General features: G+C 71.6%; 18 protein-coding genes. 9 read left to right on the top strand and 9 right to left on the bottom strand.

What is annotated here, in order from left to right:
* Positions 1–18: 18 nt before the first annotated feature.
* The 3 genes from ACIQHQ_RS34865 (at position 19) to ACIQHQ_RS34875 (ending at position 2,202) form a co-directional block, all read left to right on the top strand.
* Positions 19–1,170: an acyl-CoA dehydrogenase family protein gene (locus ACIQHQ_RS34865; protein ID WP_402620105.1), complete on the top strand. Its 1,152-nt coding sequence runs from the start codon at positions 19–21 to the stop codon at positions 1,168–1,170.
* Positions 1,171–1,230: 60 nt separating this feature from the next.
* Entirely contained in the window at positions 1,231–1,476 is a 246-nt protein-coding gene (locus ACIQHQ_RS34870; RefSeq protein ID WP_283973190.1) for a YiaA/YiaB family inner membrane protein, read from the top strand.
* A 72-nt stretch (positions 1,477–1,548) separates the two neighbouring features.
* On the top strand, positions 1,549–2,202 hold the full coding sequence (locus ACIQHQ_RS34875; protein ID WP_402620021.1) for a TetR/AcrR family transcriptional regulator: 654 nt from the start codon (positions 1,549–1,551) through the stop codon (positions 2,200–2,202).
* On the opposite strand, the gene ACIQHQ_RS34880 is transcribed toward ACIQHQ_RS34875, so the two are convergent.
* On the bottom strand, positions 2,193–2,654 hold the full coding sequence (locus ACIQHQ_RS34880) for a MaoC family dehydratase (protein WP_033311842.1): 462 nt from the start codon (positions 2,652–2,654) through the stop codon (positions 2,193–2,195). The genes ACIQHQ_RS34875 and ACIQHQ_RS34880 overlap by 10 nt on opposite strands.
* Before the next feature lie 110 nt (positions 2,655–2,764).
* Between ACIQHQ_RS34880 and soxR the strand changes: the two genes are divergently transcribed.
* A complete protein-coding gene (soxR, locus tag ACIQHQ_RS34885) occupies positions 2,765–3,232 on the top strand; it encodes a redox-sensitive transcriptional activator SoxR (protein ID WP_402620024.1) in 468 nt (155 codons plus the stop codon).
* Here soxR and ACIQHQ_RS34890 read toward each other — a convergent pair.
* The gene (locus ACIQHQ_RS34890; protein WP_402620107.1) at positions 3,189–3,956 is read right to left on the bottom strand and encodes a 3-keto-5-aminohexanoate cleavage protein; all 768 of its coding nucleotides are present in this window, start codon (positions 3,954–3,956) and stop codon (positions 3,189–3,191) included. The genes soxR and ACIQHQ_RS34890 overlap by 44 nt on opposite strands.
* Positions 3,957–4,031: 75 nt before the next feature.
* Positions 4,032–4,634: a hypothetical protein gene (locus ACIQHQ_RS34895; RefSeq protein ID WP_384159887.1), complete on the bottom strand. Its 603-nt coding sequence runs from the start codon at positions 4,632–4,634 to the stop codon at positions 4,032–4,034.
* 264 nt (positions 4,635–4,898) lie between these two features.
* On the opposite strand from ACIQHQ_RS34895, the gene ACIQHQ_RS34900 reads away from it, so the two are divergent.
* Positions 4,899–7,697 carry a penicillin acylase family protein gene (locus ACIQHQ_RS34900; protein ID WP_402620028.1) on the top strand — a complete coding sequence of 933 codons (2,799 nt, stop codon included), beginning with the start codon at positions 4,899–4,901 and terminating at the stop codon, positions 7,695–7,697.
* A 19-nt stretch (positions 7,698–7,716) separates the two neighbouring features.
* Here the strand turns inward: ACIQHQ_RS34900 and ACIQHQ_RS34905 are convergent, their stop codons facing one another.
* On the bottom strand, positions 7,717–9,033 hold the full coding sequence (locus ACIQHQ_RS34905) for a serine-threonine protein kinase (protein ID WP_402620031.1): 1,317 nt from the start codon (positions 9,031–9,033) through the stop codon (positions 7,717–7,719).
* Positions 9,034–9,126: 93 nt separating this feature from the next.
* Positions 9,127–10,362: an exo-beta-N-acetylmuramidase NamZ domain-containing protein gene (locus ACIQHQ_RS34910; RefSeq protein WP_402620034.1), complete on the bottom strand. Its 1,236-nt coding sequence runs from the start codon at positions 10,360–10,362 to the stop codon at positions 9,127–9,129.
* Between the two features lie 194 nt (positions 10,363–10,556).
* On the opposite strand from ACIQHQ_RS34910, the gene ACIQHQ_RS34915 reads away from it, so the two are divergent.
* From ACIQHQ_RS34915 to ACIQHQ_RS34925, 3 genes are read left to right on the top strand one after another with little or no spacing between them, the layout of a single operon-like run.
* On the top strand, positions 10,557–11,330 hold the full coding sequence (locus ACIQHQ_RS34915) for an SDR family oxidoreductase (protein ID WP_402620037.1): 774 nt from the start codon (positions 10,557–10,559) through the stop codon (positions 11,328–11,330).
* A complete protein-coding gene (locus ACIQHQ_RS34920) occupies positions 11,327–12,991 on the top strand; it encodes a class I adenylate-forming enzyme family protein (protein ID WP_402620040.1) in 1,665 nt (554 codons plus the stop codon). Before ACIQHQ_RS34915 ends, ACIQHQ_RS34920 begins: the two co-directional genes overlap by 4 nt.
* Positions 12,992–13,019: 28 nt before the next feature.
* Positions 13,020–13,613: a TetR/AcrR family transcriptional regulator gene (locus tag ACIQHQ_RS34925; RefSeq protein ID WP_402620043.1), complete on the top strand. Its 594-nt coding sequence runs from the start codon at positions 13,020–13,022 to the stop codon at positions 13,611–13,613.
* Between the two features lie 140 nt (positions 13,614–13,753).
* Here ACIQHQ_RS34925 and ACIQHQ_RS34930 read toward each other — a convergent pair whose 3' ends face one another.
* Together ACIQHQ_RS34930 and ACIQHQ_RS34935 are read right to left on the bottom strand one after the other, a co-directional pair.
* The gene (locus tag ACIQHQ_RS34930) at positions 13,754–14,968 is read right to left on the bottom strand and encodes an acyl-CoA dehydrogenase (RefSeq protein ID WP_402620045.1); all 1,215 of its coding nucleotides are present in this window, start codon (positions 14,966–14,968) and stop codon (positions 13,754–13,756) included.
* A 5-nt stretch (positions 14,969–14,973) separates the two neighbouring features.
* Positions 14,974–16,008, bottom strand: coding sequence for a phosphotransferase family protein (locus ACIQHQ_RS34935; protein WP_402620047.1), 1,035 nt, complete (start codon positions 16,006–16,008; stop codon positions 14,974–14,976).
* A gap of 200 nt (positions 16,009–16,208) precedes the next feature.
* Between ACIQHQ_RS34935 and ACIQHQ_RS34940 the strand changes: the two genes are divergently transcribed.
* Positions 16,209–17,153, top strand: coding sequence for an NADP-dependent oxidoreductase (locus ACIQHQ_RS34940; RefSeq protein WP_402620050.1), 945 nt, complete (start codon positions 16,209–16,211; stop codon positions 17,151–17,153).
* Between the two features lie 37 nt (positions 17,154–17,190).
* On the opposite strand, the gene ACIQHQ_RS34945 is transcribed toward ACIQHQ_RS34940, so the two are convergent.
* Both ACIQHQ_RS34945 and ACIQHQ_RS34950 read right to left on the bottom strand, forming a co-directional pair.
* The gene (locus ACIQHQ_RS34945; protein ID WP_402620053.1) at positions 17,191–17,526 is read right to left on the bottom strand and encodes a DUF202 domain-containing protein; all 336 of its coding nucleotides are present in this window, start codon (positions 17,524–17,526) and stop codon (positions 17,191–17,193) included.
* A complete protein-coding gene (locus tag ACIQHQ_RS34950; RefSeq protein WP_402620110.1) occupies positions 17,523–17,609 on the bottom strand; it encodes a DUF202 domain-containing protein in 87 nt (28 codons plus the stop codon). Before ACIQHQ_RS34950 ends, ACIQHQ_RS34945 begins: the two co-directional genes overlap by 4 nt.
* Between the last annotated feature and the right edge of the window lie 33 nt (positions 17,610–17,642).

Consider the following 17,642-nt stretch of genomic DNA (forward strand, 5'->3'; position numbering starts at 1 on the left):
CAAATGGGGTGACTCGTGGTGAATCTGGAGCTCAGCGAGGAGCAGAGCGCGGTCCGGCAGCTCGCGCGGGACTTCGTGGAGCGCGAGATCACCCCGCACGTCGTCGCCTGGGACCGTGCCGAGGAGGTCGACCCGGCGATCGTCGGGAAGCTCGGCGAGGTCGGCTTCCTGGGCCTGACGATCGACGAGGAGTACGGCGGCTCCGGCGGTGACCACCTCGCGTACTGCCTGGTCACGGAGGAGCTGGGCCGGGGCGACTCGTCCGTGCGCGGCATCGTCTCGGTCTCCCTCGGGCTCGTCGCCAAGACCGTCGCCGCCTGGGGGAGCGAGGAGCAGAAGCGGCGCTGGCTGCCGGGGCTGACCTCCGGCGCGTCGGTCGGCTGCTTCGGCCTGACCGAGCCGGGCACGGGCTCGGACGCGGGCAGCCTCACGACCCGGGCGGTGCGGGACGGTGACGACTACGTCATCAACGGCAGCAAGATGTTCATCACCAACGGCACCTGGGCCGACGTCGTCCTGCTCTTCGCCCGTTCCACGGACGCCCCCGGCCACAAGGGCGTCTCCGCCTTCCTCGTCCCCGCCGACACGCCCGGCCTGACCCGCCGCACCGTCCACGGCAAGCTCGGGCTGCGCGGCCAGGCCACCGCCGAACTCGCCCTGGAGGACGTGCGCGTACCGGCCCGCGCGCTCGTCGGGGAGGAGGGCAAGGGCTTCTCGATCGCGATGTCGGCTCTCGCCAAGGGCCGGATGTCGGTCGCCGCGGGCTGCGTCGGCATAGCCCAGGCCGCCCTCGACGCCGCCGTGCGGTACGCGGGGGAGCGCGAGCAGTTCGGCAAGACCATCGCCCACCACCAGCTCGTCCAGGAACTGCTCAGCGACATCGCTCTGGACGTCGACGCCGCCCGGCTGCTGACCTGGCGGGTCGCGGATCTGATCGACCGGGGGCGGCCGTTCGCCGTCGAGTCGTCCAAGGCCAAGCTGTTCGCCTCGGAAGCCGCCGTCCGCGCCGCGAACAACGCGCTCCAGGTCTTCGGCGGCTACGGCTACATCGACGAGTACCCGGCGGGCAAGCTGCTGCGGGACGCCCGCGTCATGACCCTGTACGAGGGCACGAGCCAGATCCAGAAGCTGGTCATCGGGCGGGCGCTGACGGGGGTCTCGGCGTTCTGAGTACGCGTCTGAGTACTTCGGCGGATGTGGCGCGGGCCACGTCCGCCGATGCTTTCCCTCATGAGTGACACACCGGGCAAGCAGCAGAACACGGCCGCCTTCTACGGCCAGGCCGTCGCCTCCTTCGCCGTCGCCATGGCGGCCACCGCCGTCGGCATCTACCAGCTGAGCGCCGACGCCTGGGTGCGGGGCTTCCTCGCCATCGCCGTCCTGTACCTGGTCACCTCGTCCTTCACGCTGGCCAAGGTGATCCGGGACCGGCAGGAGGGGGCGACCCCTTCGTACGCCCCCTTCGAGAAGCACTGAGCGGCCACACTAAGCGCTCGCTCACCTTCGGCGGTATGGTGTTGGCTCCTGGCCAGTGGAGAGGGGCGAGTGATGAGTACGGCGGAGGAGACGGCCGGCGGCGAGGCGCAGGCGTGGGGCGAGGTCACGCCCGACGCGGCGCGGCGGCTGCTGGTCGCCGCGGTGGAGGCCTTCGCCGAGCGTGGCTACCACGCCACGACGACCCGTGACATCGCGGGCCGCGCCGGGATGAGCCCGGCCGCGCTCTACATCCACTACAAGACCAAGGAAGAGCTGCTGCACCGCATCAGCAGGATCGGGCACGAGAAGGCCCTGGAGATCCTGCGGACGGCGTCCCGGCGCGAGGGTAGTCCCGCCGAGCGGCTCGCCGACGCGGTGAGCTCCTTCGTGCGCTGGCACGCGGGCGGCCGTACCACCGCGCGGGTCGTGCAGTACGAACTCGACTCGCTCGGGCCCGACGCCCGGGCCGAGATCCTCGCGCTGCGGCGGCAGGTCGACGGCGAGGTGCGCGGGATCATCGAGGAGGGCGCGCGGTCCGGCGAGTTCGAGGTCATCGACGTGCACGGCACGACGTTGGCCGTGCTGTCGCTCTGCATCGACGTGGCGCGGTGGTTCAACGTCGACGGGCCCCGGACGCCGGACGAGGTCGGGGCACTGTACGCCGATCTCGTGCTGCGCATGGTCGGTGCCCGGGGCCAGGGGTCCGAGGCCGGGTCTCAGAGGTAGTAGCGCGCCACGGACTCGGCGACGCAGACCGGCTTGTCGCCGCCCTCGCGTTCGACGCTGAAGGCGACGGCCACCTGGACGCCGCCGGGCACCTCCTCGACCGCGCTGATCGCCGCGGTGGCGCGCAGGCGGGAGCCGACCGGCACGGGGGCGGGGAAACGCACCTTGTTCGTGCCGTAGTTGACGCCCATCTTCACGCCCTCGACGGCGATCAGCTGCGGTCCGAAGAGGGGCAGCAGCGACAGGGTCAGATAGCCGTGCGCGATGGTGGTGCCGAAGGGACCCGCGGCGGCCTTCTCCGGGTCGACGTGGATCCACTGGTGGTCACCGGTGGCCTCCGCGAACAGGTCGATCCGCTTCTGGTCGATGTCCAGCCAGTCCGTGTACCCCAGTTGTTCGCCCACCGCCGACTTCAGGTCGTCGACGGACGTGAAGATCCTCGGCTCTGCCATGTCTTCCAGGCCTCTCGTGTGCAGGGGGTCTGCGCGCCCATATTTCTAAGCGACTGCTTAGCATGGTCGGCCGTGGAGGCTGTGTCAACGGACTCGGTAGGGTTCGAGGGGTGCCTCAGATTCCAGAGAAGATCCATGAGCTCACCGTCGGCCAGCTCGCGGCGCGGAGCGGCGCCGCCGTGTCCGCCCTGCACTTCTACGAGTCCAAGGGCCTGATCAGCAGCCGCCGGACCGCGGGCAACCAGCGCCGCTACTCGCGAGACACGCTACGCCGGGTCGCCTTCATCCGGGCCGCGCAACGCGTCGGCATTCCTCTGGCGACGATCCGCGACGCGCTCGCGGAACTCCCCGAGGAGCGCACGCCCACCCGGGAGGACTGGGCTCACTTGTCCGAGGCCTGGCGCGCCGAACTGGAGGAGCGCATCAAGCAGCTGAACCGCCTGCGGGACCACCTCGCGGACTGCATCGGCTGCGGCTGTCTCTCCCTCGACACCTGCGTCCTGTCCAACCCGGACGACGTCTTCGGCCAACGCCTCACCGGGTCCCGCCTGATGGTCGACCGGGGAGGTCGCGGGTAGCGTCCGCCAGGCCCGCCCGGTACTCCGCCAGCCCGGCCGCGACCAACCGCGCGTTGGACGGCGCCCGTTCCCCGTCCGGCAGTACCAGGACGTCCTCCAGCCCGACCCGCGTGGCCAGGCCCAGCCGGCCCGCGAGCCGCAGCACCGGCCAGGCGCCCCCGTCCTCGCCGTGCAGCAGGACCGGGCGTCCGTGCGCGGCCCCGAGGGCGGACAGCAGTGCCCGCGCGGAGGAGACGGCGCCCAGCGGGTCCGTGTCCGTCACCTCCGCCAGGACCCTCACTACCTTCGGCCCGAGCGGTGAGGCCGCGAACCGCTCCGCCCCGTCGGTCCCGGACCAGATGCCGGCCTCCACGCTCACCCCGCGCTCCATGAGCAGGGCGGCCGTCTCCTCCGCCCCCGGCTCGTGCCAGTTGACCGAGGCGTGGTCGGGCAGCACCGTCCACGCGCGAATCCGCTCCAGCCGGGCGGCGGGGCCGGGCTCCGCCCAGGCACCCGTGGTGACACCGACCGGCACCGGCACCCGCGCCCGGATCGCCGACAGCGTCGGCGCGAGCACCCGCGGCGACAACGTGTCCCGCCCGCAAGGAGTCTTGGGGTGGACGTGGATGTCCGTCGCCCCGGCGGCGACGGCCTCGGCGGCCGAGTCGGCCATCGACTCGGGTGTCAGCGGCACGGCCACGCAGTCAGCGGCCGTCCGTGAACCGTTCAGGCACACCTGCATCATGCCGTCGATGGTGCCAGTCGCCACCGACAGCGGGGGTGCGGCATCCCCGGCGCACCCCCCGCGCACCCGCATCCGTCAAGCCGACACCAACAGCCTCGCCCGCCGGGCGTACGCCAGGGACTCGGGCGTGAGCACGGGACGGGGAACCAGGATTCCGCAGTCCGTGCAGACCGGACCGGACGAGGGTTCGTGGTCCAGGTCGTACCTCCAGACGAGCTGCTCCCCACCGCACACCGGGCATTCCGAGCCGGGCTCGCGCTCCAGCGCGGCGATGAGCCGACGCAGCACCTCGGCCAGCGGTTCACGGGGATGGACCGCCGGATCGTCGCACCACGCCACGCCGAAACCGCCCCACGTCAGCCGGTGCCAGTCGTCCACACTGCCCGGCCTGCGCAGTCCGTCGTGCTTCTCCTTCTTGCGGCGCTCGGCGAACTCGACCTCGTAGGCCAGCCAGACCGCCCGCGCCTCCTCCAGCTCGTCCAGCGCGGCCACGAGCCGCACCGGATCGGGGGAGCGGTCCTCGGGCCCGAACCCCGCCCGGGAGCACAGATGGTCCCAGGTCGCCCTGTGTCCGTAAGGGGCGAACCTCTCAAGACACTTGCGCAGCGAATAGCGCCGCAAGGCCAGATCGCACCGCGGATCACGGACCTGTCTCGCCAGACTCCGGAAACCGGCCATCGTCCTGCACCTCCGTCACACCTGCAGCTGTAATCCGGTCACTTCCGCGTCGTCGTAAGGACGTCGCCGAATAGACGTATCGACAACCGAATCGGCTCCATCCGATTTCAAATGGCCTCCATAAGCCGCCCGAAGGGGCTCGCGAGTCGACTGCCGTGGTCCGTGTGCCTGTTGTGCTGTCTCCAAAAAGTGACGCCTGTTCATCTTCAAGCCGGGAGATACCGGCGGTAACATCCGGCCCACCCCCGGCGGGAGGAGCCCCCCATGCCACGGCGTGCCCCACGCACCGTTCTCGACGGAATGAGAACTCCCAGCGGAATCCCCGGGTTCCTGAAGACAGCATCGGTATGCGCCCTGATCGCAGGTCTCTTGTCGCCGCTTGCCCCGGCTGCCGCCTCGGAAACAGCGACCGCGCAGGTCAGGGCCGCGGCGAACGACCACTGCGGCAATCAGTGCTCGGACATCCTCCCGCCCGGTCAGAACGGCAACGCCACCCTCGCGCAGATCCTCCTGAACCAGGCCTTCGGCACTCAGCCCGAACACGCCGAGGACCAGCTCGGGCCGTACGCGGGCCTGGCCAAGGGCTACCCCGGCCTCACCAACGACAGGATCAACACCTTCTTCAACGACGCCTCCTTCGGGGTCCCCGCCGACCAGGTCGCCTCCACGGTCCGACCCGCCGGGCGCGGCGACGTGACGATCGTCCGGGACAAGAAGACCGGTGTGCCGCACATCACCGGTACCACCCGATACGGCACGGAGTTCGGCGCCGGCTACGCGGCAGCCCAGGACCGGCTGTGGCTGATGGACGTCTTCCGGCACGTCGGGCGTGGTCAGCTGACCTCCTTCGCGGGCGGTGCGCCCTCCAACCAGGGCCTGGAACAGCAGTTCTGGAGGCACGCCCCGTACAGCGAGGCCGACCTGCAGGCGCAGATCGACAACGCCGTCGCCACCAACGGCGAGCGCGGACAGCAGGCTCTCGCCGACGTCAAGGCCTACCTCGACGGCATCAACTCCTACATCGACGCCTCCGACAGCGGACGCTCCTTCCCCGGTGAGTACGTGCTCACCGGGCACAAGGACTCAGTCACCAACGCCGGGACCATCGAACACTTCAAGATGACGGACCTGGTCGCGCTGGCCTCCGTCATCGGCACGCTGTTCGGCTCCGGCGGCGGCGGCGAGGTGAACAACGCCCTCTCGCTGCTGGCCGCCCAGGAGAAGTACGGCGTCACCGAGGGCACCAAGGTCTGGGAGTCCTTCCGGATGCGCAACGATCCGGAGGCCGTCCTCACTCAGCACGACGGCAGCTTCCCGTACGGCGGCAAGCCCGACCGGGCGCAGGGCACCGCCCTGCCCGACACCGGCTCGGTGACGGCGGAACCGCTCGTGTACGACCGCACCGGCAGCGCCACCACGGCCCGTGCGACCGGCGCGTCCGGTGAAGCGGCGAAGGCCGCCCTGTCCTCGGCAAGGCGCGGCATGTCCAACGCCCTCGTGGTCAGCGGCAAGCACACCGCGAGCGGCCACCCCGTCGCCGTTTTCGGCCCGCAGACCGGCTACTTCGCCCCCCAGCTGCTGCTGCTCCAGGAGATCCAGGGACCGGGCATCAGCGCCCGCGGCGCCTCCTTCGCGGGCCTGAGCATGTACGTCGAGCTCGGCCGCGGCCAGGACTACGCGTGGAGCGCCACGACGTCCGGCCAGGACATCATCGACTCCTACGCCGTCGAGCTGTGCCAGGACGACTACCACTACCTGTATCGCGGCACCTGCACGCCGATGGAGAAGATCGAGCGGAAGAACGCCTGGAAGCCCACGGTCGCCGACGGCACCGCGGCCGGCTCGTACACCATGCGCGTCTGGCGCACGAAGTACGGCCCCGTCGAGTACCGCGCGACGGTCGGAGGCAAACGGGTCGCCTACACCACCCTGCGCTCGTCCTTCATGCACGAGGCGGACTCCATCATCGGCTTCCAGATGCTGAACGACCCGGACTACGTCAAGGGCCCGGAGTCCTTCCAGAAGGCCGTGCAGCACATCAACTACACCTTCAACTGGTTCTACGCCGACTCCGAGCACACCGCGTACTACAACAGCGGCGACAACCCGGTGCGGGCGACCGGCGTCGACGCCGAGTTCCCCGCCTGGGCGCGGCCCGCGTACGAGTGGCGCGGCTGGGAGCCGGAGACCAACACGGCCGACTACACCCCGCCCTCCGCCCACCCCCGCTCCACCGACCAGGACTACTACGTCTCCTGGAACAACAAGCAGGCCAGGGACTACACCACCGCGCCCTGGGGCAACGGGTCCGTGCACCGCGGCAACCTCCTGGAGGACCGGGTGAAGAAGCTGGTCCGGCAGGGAGGGGTGACCAGGGCCGCCCTGGTGAAGGCCATGGCCGACGCCGGGCTGACCGATCTGCGGGCGGCGGACGTCCTGCCCGAGCTCCTGAAGGTCGTCACCAGCTCGCCCGTCAGCGACCCCGCCGCAGCGGCCGCCGTCAGCAGACTCCAGGCCTGGGTCGCCGCGGGCGGCAAGCGCACGGAGACCGCGGCCGGCTCGAAGAAGTACGCCGACGCCGACGCGATCCGCATCCTGGACGCCTGGTGGCCGCTGCTGGTCAAGGCCGAGTTCGAACCGGGCCTGGGGAGCGAGCTGTACACGGCCGTCATCGCCAACCTCCCAGTCGACGAGTCCCCGTCGGCCGCGCACGGCCCGACCGGCTCACACGCGGGAAGCTCCTTCCAGTACGGCTGGTGGAGCTACGTCGACAAGGACGTCCGCGCGGTGCTCGGTGAGCAGGTCAACGGCCCCCTGGCCCGGAAGTACTGCGGCGGCGGAAACCTCGGCGTCTGCCGGGACATCCTGATCGGCACCCTGAAGGAGGCGGCCGGCAAGACCGCCGCTCAGGTCTACCCCGGCGACGACGTGTGCGCGGCGGGCGACCAGTGGTGTGCCGACTCGATCAACCACCGCACCCTCGGCGGCATCAAGCACGGCAAGATCGGCTGGCAGAACCGGCCGACCTACCAGCAGGTCGTGGAGTTCACCTCGCACCGGTGACGCACCACGCGGCGGCGGGTCAGCGGATGCGGCCCGCCGCCAGCACCAGCCGGGCCAGCTCCGCGTGCAGGATGTCGCTGTGCGCACCGGCCGGCGGGCCGCCGCGTCTGACCACCGCAGCCGCGTCGACGTTCACGCACCCCGAGACGGGCAGTGTCGCCTCCAGGGCCCCGGCGAGGGTGTAGGCGCGCGTGCCCGGCACCGCCTGCACCCCGTCATGGCCCATCGCGCCCCACTTGGCGCCAAGGGTCCGCCCCAGGTCCGGCTCGGCGGCCGACCGGCTGTCGCCCGCCATCCGGGAGGCCAGCGGATACATCGTGCCGAGGGCCGCGTCGTGCCGGGAGTGGCAGCACACCAGGGGCCCGTCGACGCGGTTCTGCTGCCCCTGGAGCACCCCTCCGGCACGGGCGTCGTGCGGCAGCCGGGCCGCGAACGCGTAGTGCGAGAAAGCCCCTTGGAGCAGCGTCACCGACTTCACCGTGCGCACGCCCTCGGGAAGGCCCCGCAGGGCGAACGACACCAGCCGCGCTCCGAAGCTGTGTCCGACGAGGTGCACGCGCACGCCCGGCGCCGCCTTCGCGAGCCGGCCGACCACCCGGCCCAGACCCCGCTCGCCGACGGTCCCCGCGCGCCGCTTCATCGCGTAGTACGTCGCCTGCCGCAGCAGTTCGTGGGCGCCCTCCCAGGGGTTGGGCATCCTGAACGGCTGCCGGGCGCCGGGTGCTTCGAGCTCCGCCAGCGCCCGCGCGAACCTTTCGCAGACCGCCGCCGACGACCCGGCGAACATCTCCGGGGCGCTCTGCGGCACGCCCTCCGCCACCGTGTCCGCCGCGAACAGCGCCTGCGGCCCGGGCGCCACCACCTCCACGAGCGCCCGCACCAGCCGCCCGAACTCCTCCAGCTCGGCCTCCTCAGGCGGCTGCTGCTCCAGCAGCCGGGCGATCTGGTCGACCAGGATCGCCCGGCCCGGGAAGGTCTCCAGCAGTGCGTGCCGCGTGTCCTTGTCCAGCACCGGGCGTCTCGGCGGATCGGCCGCCACGGCCCGCGGGAAGTCCGGGATCGGCTCGTCGGAGAACCGCATGGAGGGCCACAGCACTCCGACGTATCCGACCCGGGCGGCCGGGGCCAGCCGCGGGACGGGTGCGAAGAAGCGGTCGTACATCCGGGTCGCGCCCGAGCGGTCGTTGTTCCAGCCGTGCGCGAAGACGATCAGATCCCGCACGCCCCGCTCGGTCACGCCGGCGAGCAGCCGGTCGCGCCGGCGGCCCGCGGGGTCCCCGTCCGCGTCGAAGGCCAGCTCCCAGTAGGGAGTCACACTCATCGCCGGATCCGCCATGACAGGCCCCCTGGTTCCCGGGTGACGCCACGATGTGGGCGCATGGTCCTGCCAACGGGGGAACTTGGCCATACGTCACGGGCGCATCCGGGCTCAGCGGTAGAGGAGGTACTTCCGCCGCATCCTGCGGAACGCCGCCAGATCCTCCTGCCATCCGGCCACCACCTCGTCGGTGTCCGCACCCGCGTCGATCATCGTGCGCACGCGCGTGGAGCCGGTGAGCTTGTCGATCCAGTTGTCCGGGCGCCAGGCGAAACCGCTCCAGACCTGCTTGGCGGTCACCAGCAGGGCGATCCCCGTGCGGACGGGATCGAAGGCGGCCCGGTCGTGCACATGGAGCTGGACACCGCCGATCGTGCGGCCCTGGTACTTCGAGAAGGCGGGCGCGAAGTACGCCTCCCTGAACCGCACTCCGGGCAGCGCGAGTGCGTTCGCCGCCGCCGCCCAGCGCCGGTCGACGCCCTCCGCGCCCAGCAACTCGAACGGGCGGGTCGTGCCGCGTCCCTCCGAGAGGTTCGTGCCCTCGAACAGGCACGTCCCCGAGTAGACCAGGGCCGTCTCGGGCGTCGGCATGTTCGGGCTCGGGGGCACCCAGGGCAGCCCGGAGGCGTCGTGGAAGTCCGACCGCTTCCAGCCCGACATCCGCACGGTCTCCAGTGGCACGGGCTCGGTGAGGAACTCCGCGTTGAACAACCGTGCCAGCTCGGCGACGGTCATGCCGTGGGCCTGGGCGATGGGCTGCCGCCCGACGAACGTGGCGAACTCCTTGTGCAGGACCGGCCCGAGCGCCGTCCGGCCGGTCACCGGGTTCGGCCGGTCCAGCACCACGAACCGCTTGCCCGCGAGCCCTGCGGCCTCCATGCAGTCGTACAGGGTCCAGATGTACGTGTAGAAGCGCGCGCCGACGTCCTGGATGTCGAAGACGACCGTGTCGACCCCGGACGCGGTGAAGACGTCGGCGAGCGGCCGGCCGCTCTTGAGGTACGTGTCGTAGACGGGCAGACCGGTGGCCGGGTCGTCGTAACGGCCTTCGGAGCCGCCGGCCTGGGCGGTGCCGCGAAAGCCGTGTTCGGGGCCGAAGACGGCGGTCAGGCCGACGCGGTCGTCGGCGTGCATGACGTCGACGATGTGGCGGACATCGCGGGTGATGCCGGTGGGGTTGGTGACGATGCCGACCTTCTGGTCCTCGAGCAGGGCGTAACCGTCGCGGGCGAGTCGCTCGAAGCCGGTGCGGAGTCGTCCGTGGGGCTGGGCCGCGGCGGTGCCCGGTGTGGCCGGGACGGCCGCCGCCGTGGCCGCGGTGATGACGGCTCGTCTGGAAGGGCGCATGAGGTGACCTCCTTGAGCGGGGACGGTCGGCATGGGCACGGTATGTGCTCCCGCGGCCCGTGGGGAGCCCGCGGGCTGTCCGTGGTCCGTCGCGCCGTCCCCGCGCCCCTTCGAGGGCGCCGCCGACACCCCTTCCCTGGTACATACCGACCGGTTAGTCTGACGGCATTGCTGAGCCGCGACTGAGGAGACCGATGGTGGGAGCCTTTCAAGGGGCCGGAGTCGTTGTCACGGGGGCCGGAGGCGGAATCGGGGCGGCGCTCGCCCGGCGCTTCGCCGCCGAGGGGGCCCGGGTCGTCGTCAACGACCTGGACGCCGACCGGGCCAAGCAGGTCGCGGACGAGGTCGGCGGTATCGCCGTGGCCGGGGACGCCTCGGCGATCGTCTCCGACGCCCGGGACGCGCTCGACGGGACCGTCGACGTCTACTGCGCCAACGCCGGTGTCGCCTTCGAAGGCGGAGCCGCCGACGGGCCGCTGGACGAAACGGCCTGGGCCGCCTCCTGGGACGTGAACGTCATGGCGCATGTCCGGGCCGCCCACGCGCTGCTGCCCGGCTGGCTGGAGCGCGGCGGCGGGCGCTTCGTCTCCACCGTGTCCGCCGCCGGGCTGCTCACCATGATCGGGGCCGCCCCCTACGCCGTCACCAAGCACGGCGCGCTCGCCTTCGCCGAGTGGCTGTCGCTGACCTACCGGCACCGGGGCGTGAAGGTCCACGCCATCTGTCCCCAGGGCGTCCGCACCGACATGCTGGCCGCCACCGGCAGCGCGGGCGACCTGGTGCTCCAGCCGACCGCGATCGAGCCGGAGGCCGTGGCGGACGCCCTGATCGAGGGCATCCGGCAGGACCGCTTCCTGATCCTGCCGCACCCCGAGGTCGCCGCCTACCACCAGGCCCGGGCCGGTGACCCCGACCGGTGGCTGTCCGGCATGAACCGCATCCAGCAGCAGTGGGAGGGGACCCGGTGACCGAGTCCCGCTACGCGGCCAAGCCCTGGCTCGACCTGCTCAGCGACGCCCAGAAGGGCGCGATCAGTCCGGCCGTCTCCCTCGTGCACGCCCTGCGCCGGGCCGTGGCCGAGACGCCCGACGGCGACTTCCTGGCCTACTTCGACGGCCGGCTGACCTACCGTGAGACCGACGAGCTCAGTGACTCCGTCGCCGGGCACCTCGCGGCGCGCGGTCTTCGGCACGGCGACCGGGTCGCGGTGCTGCTGCAGAACTCCCCGCACTTCGTCCTCGCCGTGCTGGGCGCCTGGAAGGCGGGCGCGGTCGTCGTGCCCGTCAACCCGATGTACAAGTCGGGCGAGGTGTCCCACGTCCTGCGGGACGGCGAGGTCGCCGCGCTGATCTGCTCGGACCGGGCCTGGGAGTCGTATCTGCGCGAGACGGCGGCAGACTCGCCGGTGCGGATCGTGCTCACCGGATGCGAGCTGGACTTCCAGAGCCGCGGCGACGCGCGGGTGCTCACCTTCGAGCGGCTCCCGAAGGCCCCGGACGCCGACGACCTGATGACCGTGGCCCGGGCCGGGCACGAGCCGCCCGCCGGCCGGGACCCCGACGCCTCCGGCGTCGCGCTGATCAGCTACACCTCGGGCACGAGCGGCACCCCCAAGGGCGCCACCAACACGCACGGCAACATCATGTACAACGCCGAGCGGCAGCGGACCGGACTCGGGCTGCCCGAGCGGCCGGTCTACTTCGCGTTGGCGCCGCTGTTCCACATCACCGGCATGGTGTGCCAGTTCGGCGCCTGCCTGAACAGCGGCGGCACGCTCGTGCTCGCCTACCGCTTCGAGCCGGGCGTGGTGCTCGACGCGTTCGCCGAGCACCGCCCGCACTACACGGTCGGCCCGTCCACGGCCTTCATGGCGCTGGCCGCCCACCCCTCCGTCACCCGCGACCACTTCTCCTCCTTCCGGGTGATCTCCTCCGGCGGCGCCCCCCTGCCGCCCGCCCTGGTGGAGAGGTTCCGGGCCGGCTTCGGACCGTACCTTCGCAACGGTTACGGACTGACCGAGTGCACCGCGCCCTGCGCCTCCGTGCCGCCGGGTCTGCAGGCGCCGGTCGACCCGGTGTCCGGGACCCTCGCCGTGGGACTGCCCGGCCCCGACACGGTCGTACGGATCGTCGACGACGCCGGCCGTGAAGTGCCGTTCGGCGAGCAGGGCGAGATCGTCGTCCGCGGCCCGCAGGTCGTGCCCGGTTACTGGCGCCGCCCCGACGCCACCGCCGCTACCTTCCCCGGCGCCGAACTGCGCACCGGCGACATCGGCTTCATGGACGAGGAGGGCTGGCTCTACGTCGTCGACCGCAAGAAGGACATGATCAACGCGTCCGGCTTCAAGGTGTGGCCGCGCGAGGTCGAGGACGTCCTCTACACCCACCCGGCGGTGCGCGAGGCCGCCGTCGTCGGAGTGCCCGACGGGTATCGCGGGGAGACGGTCAAGGCCTACATCAGCCTGCGTCCGGACGCCGACACGGACCCGGATGCCCTCGCCGCCTACTGCAGGGAGAGACTGGCCGCCTACAAATATCCGCGCCAGGTGGAGATCCTGCCGGACTTGCCCAAGACGGCCAGTGGGAAGATCCTCCGTCGGGAACTTCGTTCCCGTACGCAAGGCAACTGACAGCAGAACGGAAAGGCAGGTGGCGGCAGTGCCCAGGACCACGGACTCGGACGGCACGCCCGTGCCTCAGCGGCTCCTGGCCGCCGCCACCCGGCTCTTCGCCGAGCAGGGCTACGACCGCACCTCGGTGCAGGAGATCGTCGAGGCGGCCGGCGTCACCAAGGGGGCGCTGTACCACTACTTCGGTTCCAAGGACGACCTGCTGCACGAGGTGTACGCGCGCGTGCTGCGCATCCAGCAGGAGCGGCTGGACGCCGTGGCGGATGCCGACGAGCCGGTCGAGAAGCGGCTACGGGCCGCGGCCGCGGACGTCGTGGTGACCACCATCGACAACCTCGACGACGCGATGATCTTCTGGCGCTCGATGCACCACCTCGGCCCCGAGAAGAACAAGCAGGTCCGCGCCGAGCGTCGCCGCTACCACGAGCGCTTCCGCGCGCTCGTGGAGGAGGGCCAGGAAGCGGGCGTCTTCTCCAGGGCGACCCCGGCTGACCTGGTGGTCGACTACCACTTCGGCTCGGTCCACCACCTGTCGACGTGGTACCGCCCGGACGGCCCGCTCAGTCCCCAGGAGGTCGCGGACCACCTGGCCGACCTGCTGCTTCGCGCGCTGCGTCCGTAAGGGCGGGCAGGGAGGCGAGCGCGGTGCGCCCGGCGGCGACGACCCGCCGGGCGCGGGGAAAGTCGTCGTCCACAGCCGGGCGGCCCCGCCGCCCGGCCAGGAGGAGGGGCGGCGGGGAGAGCCCCCACCGCCCCGCCGCGTCACACGTACCGCTTCAGCTCCCGTCGGGCCAGCGACCGCTGATGCACCTCGTCAGGCCCGTCCGCGATCATCAGCGTCCGCGCACCGGCGTACAGCTCCGCCAGCGGGAAGTCCTGGCTCACTCCGCCCGCGCCGTGCAACTGGATGGCCCGGTCGAGGATGTCCACCACCGCCCGAGGCGTGGCGATCTTGATGGACTGGATCTCGGTGTGCGCGCCTCGGTTCCCGACCGTGTCCATCAGCCACGCGGTCTTCAGCACCAGCAGCCGCAACTGCTCCACCGTCACCCGCGCGTCGGCGATCCAGTTGTGCACCACACCCTGCTGCGCCAGCGCCTTCCCGAACGCGGTCCGGGACACGGCCCGCTTGCACATCAGCTCGATGGCCCGCTCCGCCATGCCGATGAGCCGCATGCAGTGGTGGATCCGTCCGGGACCGAGTCGCGCCTGAGCGATGGCGAAGCCGCCGCCCTCCTCGCCGACCAGGTTCGAGACCGGCACGCGCGCGTGGTCGAAGATCACTTCCGCATGACCGCCGTGGTAGTGGTCCTCGTACCCGAACACCTGCATGGCGCGCTCGATGGTGACGCCCGGAGTGTCGCGCGGCACCAGCACCATCGACTGCTGACGGCGGATGTCCTCGCCGTCCGGGTCGGTCTTGCCCATCACGATGAAGATCTTGCAGTCGGGGTGCATCGCCCCGGAGATGTACCACTTGCGGCCGGTGATGACGTACTCGTCGCCGTCCCGCTCGATGTGCGTGGTGATGTTGGTGGCGTCCGAGGAGGCCACCTCCGGCTCGGTCATCGCGAACGCCGAGCGGATCTCACCGGCAAGCAGCGGCTCCAGCCACTGCTTGCGCTGCCGCTCGTCGCCGAACTGGGTGAGCACCTCCATGTTCCCGGTGTCGGGCGCCGCGCAGTTCGTCACCGTCGGAGCCAGCTGCGGGGAGCGGCCCATGATCTCGGCGAGCGGCGCGTACTGGAGGTTGGTGAGCCCGGCCCCGTACTCGGAGTCCGGCAGGAAGAGGTTCCACAAGCCCTGCCCGCGGGCCTCGGCCTTGAGCTCCTCGACCACGGGCACGGTCTCCCACGGCGAGTCGAGCCGCTCGCGCTGCTCGTGCGCGACGGCCTCGGCCGGGTAGACGTACTCGTCCATGAAGGCGAGGAGTTTGGCGCGCAGCTCTTCGGTGCGCGCGTCGAAAGCGAAGTCCATGTGGATCAGCCCTCCTGGAGGCCTTCGTGGAGCGTGGTCAGTCCGTGCCGGACGAAGACGGGGACGAGGTCGCCGATGCGGTCGAAGCCGCGGCCGACCGTCTGGCCCAGCGTGTAGCGGTAGTGGATGCCCTCGAGGATCACGGCGAGCTTGAACCAGGCGAACGCCGTGTACCAGGAGACCGCGCGGACGTCACGCCCCGAGCGTGCGGCGTACCGCTCGATGAGTTCCGACGGCGCCGGGTGCCCGGGGGCCTCGGCGGTCGTGGAGACAGGGGAGTCGGGCATGCCCAGCGGCATGCTGTACATGACCAGCAGGCCGAGGTCGGTGAGCGGGTCGCCGAGCGTCGACATCTCCCAGTCGAGGATCGCCCGGATCGAGTCGTCCTCCCCGATCAGCACGTTGTCGAGCCGGTAGTCGCCGTGCACGACGGCCGGGGCGGGGGAGTGGGGCAGTTCGCGGCCGAGGGCGGCGTGCAGCTCGTCGATGCCGTCCAGGTCGCGGTTGCGGGAGGCGTCCAGCTGCTTGCCCCAGCGCCGCAGCTGCCGGTCCAGGAAGCCCTCGGGCCGGCCGAAGTCCGCCAGGCCCACCGCGCCCGGGTCGACCGCGTGCAGCTCCACCAGTGTGTCGACCAGGTTCAGCACCGCGCCCCGGGTCCGCTCCGGACCGAGCGGGGCGAGCTGGTCGGCGGTGCGGTAGGGGGTGCCGTCGACGAACTCCATGACGTAGAACGGCGAGCCGAGCACCTCCTCGTCCTCGCACAGCAGCACCGGCCGCGGCACGGGCACGGCGGTCGGGTGCAGCGCGCTGATCACCCGGTGCTCGCGCTTCATGTCGTGCGCGGTGGCCAGGACATGACCGAGCGGCGGCCGCCGTACGACCCACCGCTCGCTGCCGTCGGAGACCGCGTAGGTGAGGTTCGACCGTCCGCCCTCGATCAGCCGGCCGGACAGCGGGCCGTTCACCAGGCCTGGCCGCTCGCGGTCGAGCAGGCCGCGCAACCGGTCGAGATCCAGTCCGGGCGGATGGTCGGGGCTCATGCGTCGCTCCTACGGGCAGGGTGGACAGTTCCCGACTCATGATGCCGACCGGTCGGTATGTCGTCCAGAGCGGGGCCGAAACGTGATCGGAGCCACGATAGGCCGACGGCTCGTCCCGGGAGGCGGCCGGGGAGGTTTCGGCCGGTTCGTTCAGGCCATCCGGCTTGCGTGCCCCGCGACGACACCGGAAGGTCGAAGCCATGAAGGCGATCAGCTACTCACGGTACGGCGGTCCCGAGGTGCTGGCGTTCGGGGAGGTCCGCGACCCGAAGGTCGGCCCCGACGCGGTGCTGGTCAAGGTCCGGGCGGCGGCCGTGAACCCCGTCGACTGGAAGGCCCGCGAGGGATACCTCGACGGGATCCTCGCACCCGTCTTCCCCGTGGTGCCCGGCTGGGACGTCTCGGGTGTCGTCGTACGACCCGGCGTGGCCGTCTCGGAGTTCGACGTCGGGGACGAGGTCATCGGGTACGTGCGTGAGGACTTCCTCTCCCGTGGCACCTTCGCCGAGTACGTGGCCGCACCCCTGCGCACCCTCGCGCGCAAGCCGCGCAACCTCTCGTTCGAGGAGGCGGCCGGGCTGCCGCTGGTCGGGCTCACCGCGTATCAGGTGCTCATCAAACTGCTTCAGGTGAAGCGGGGCGAGACCGTCCTGGTGCACGCCGCGGCAGGCGGTGTCGGCTCGATCGCCGTGCAGTTGGGCGTCCATCTGGGCGCCCGGGTGATCGGTACGGCGAGCGAGTCCAACCACGACTTCGTGCGGGGCCTGGGAGGGGAGCCGGTGGTGTACGGCGAGGGGCTGGGCGAGCGGGTGCGCGGACTGGCCCCGGAGGGGGTGGACGCGGTGTTCGACACCGTCGGAGGGGACGCGCTGAAGGTGTCGGCGAATCTGCTGGCTCCCGAGGGCCGCCTGGTGTCCATCGCCGACAACGACGTCGTGAACTACGGCGGCCGCTACTACTTCGTCCGCCCCGACGCGCAGGACCTGCGTCGGGTGGCTGACCTGGCGGAACAGGGCGTGGTGAGCGTGAACGTCGACGAGACGTTCCCCCTGGAGCGGGCGGCGGACGCGCACCTGCTGAACCAGCAGGGCCGCACCCGCGGCAAGATCGTCGTGACGGTGGACTGGGAGAGCGACGGCGAGTGAGGGTCGCAGTCGCCGCGGGAGCCGGGCCGGGAGGGCCCTAGAGGACGAGGGCGGCGCCGCAGGCCGCCATCGCCACCGTGCACAACACCGCCGCCGCTGCGTGCCGGGGCGCGAACGCCATGGGGCTCGAGGCGGTGGCGAGGGTGCGGATCCGGCGGTGGGCGATGCCGAGGAAGCCCAGCCAGAGCCCACAGCACAGGGCGCACGCGACGATCCCGGCCGCCGACGCCCCGCCGTGCAGCACGGTCTTCACCGCCAGGAGGGCGGCGACGGTGCCCGACAGTGTCGTACGGCGCCAGGCGAGCCGGGTCCGCTCGGGTTGCAGGCCGGGATCGCGGTCGGGGTCCCGCCGCCGGGCGGCCGGGGCGCTCACCGTTCGTATCCCGCGGGCATGGCGGCGACGGTGCCCGACAGTGTCGTACGGCGCCAGGCGAGCCGGGTCCGCTCGGGTTGCAGGCCGGGATCGCGGTCGGGGTCCCGCCGCCGGGC

The organism is Streptomyces sp. NPDC092370 (assembly GCF_044755265.1).
GTDB lineage: Bacteria > Actinomycetota > Actinomycetes > Streptomycetales > Streptomycetaceae > Streptomyces.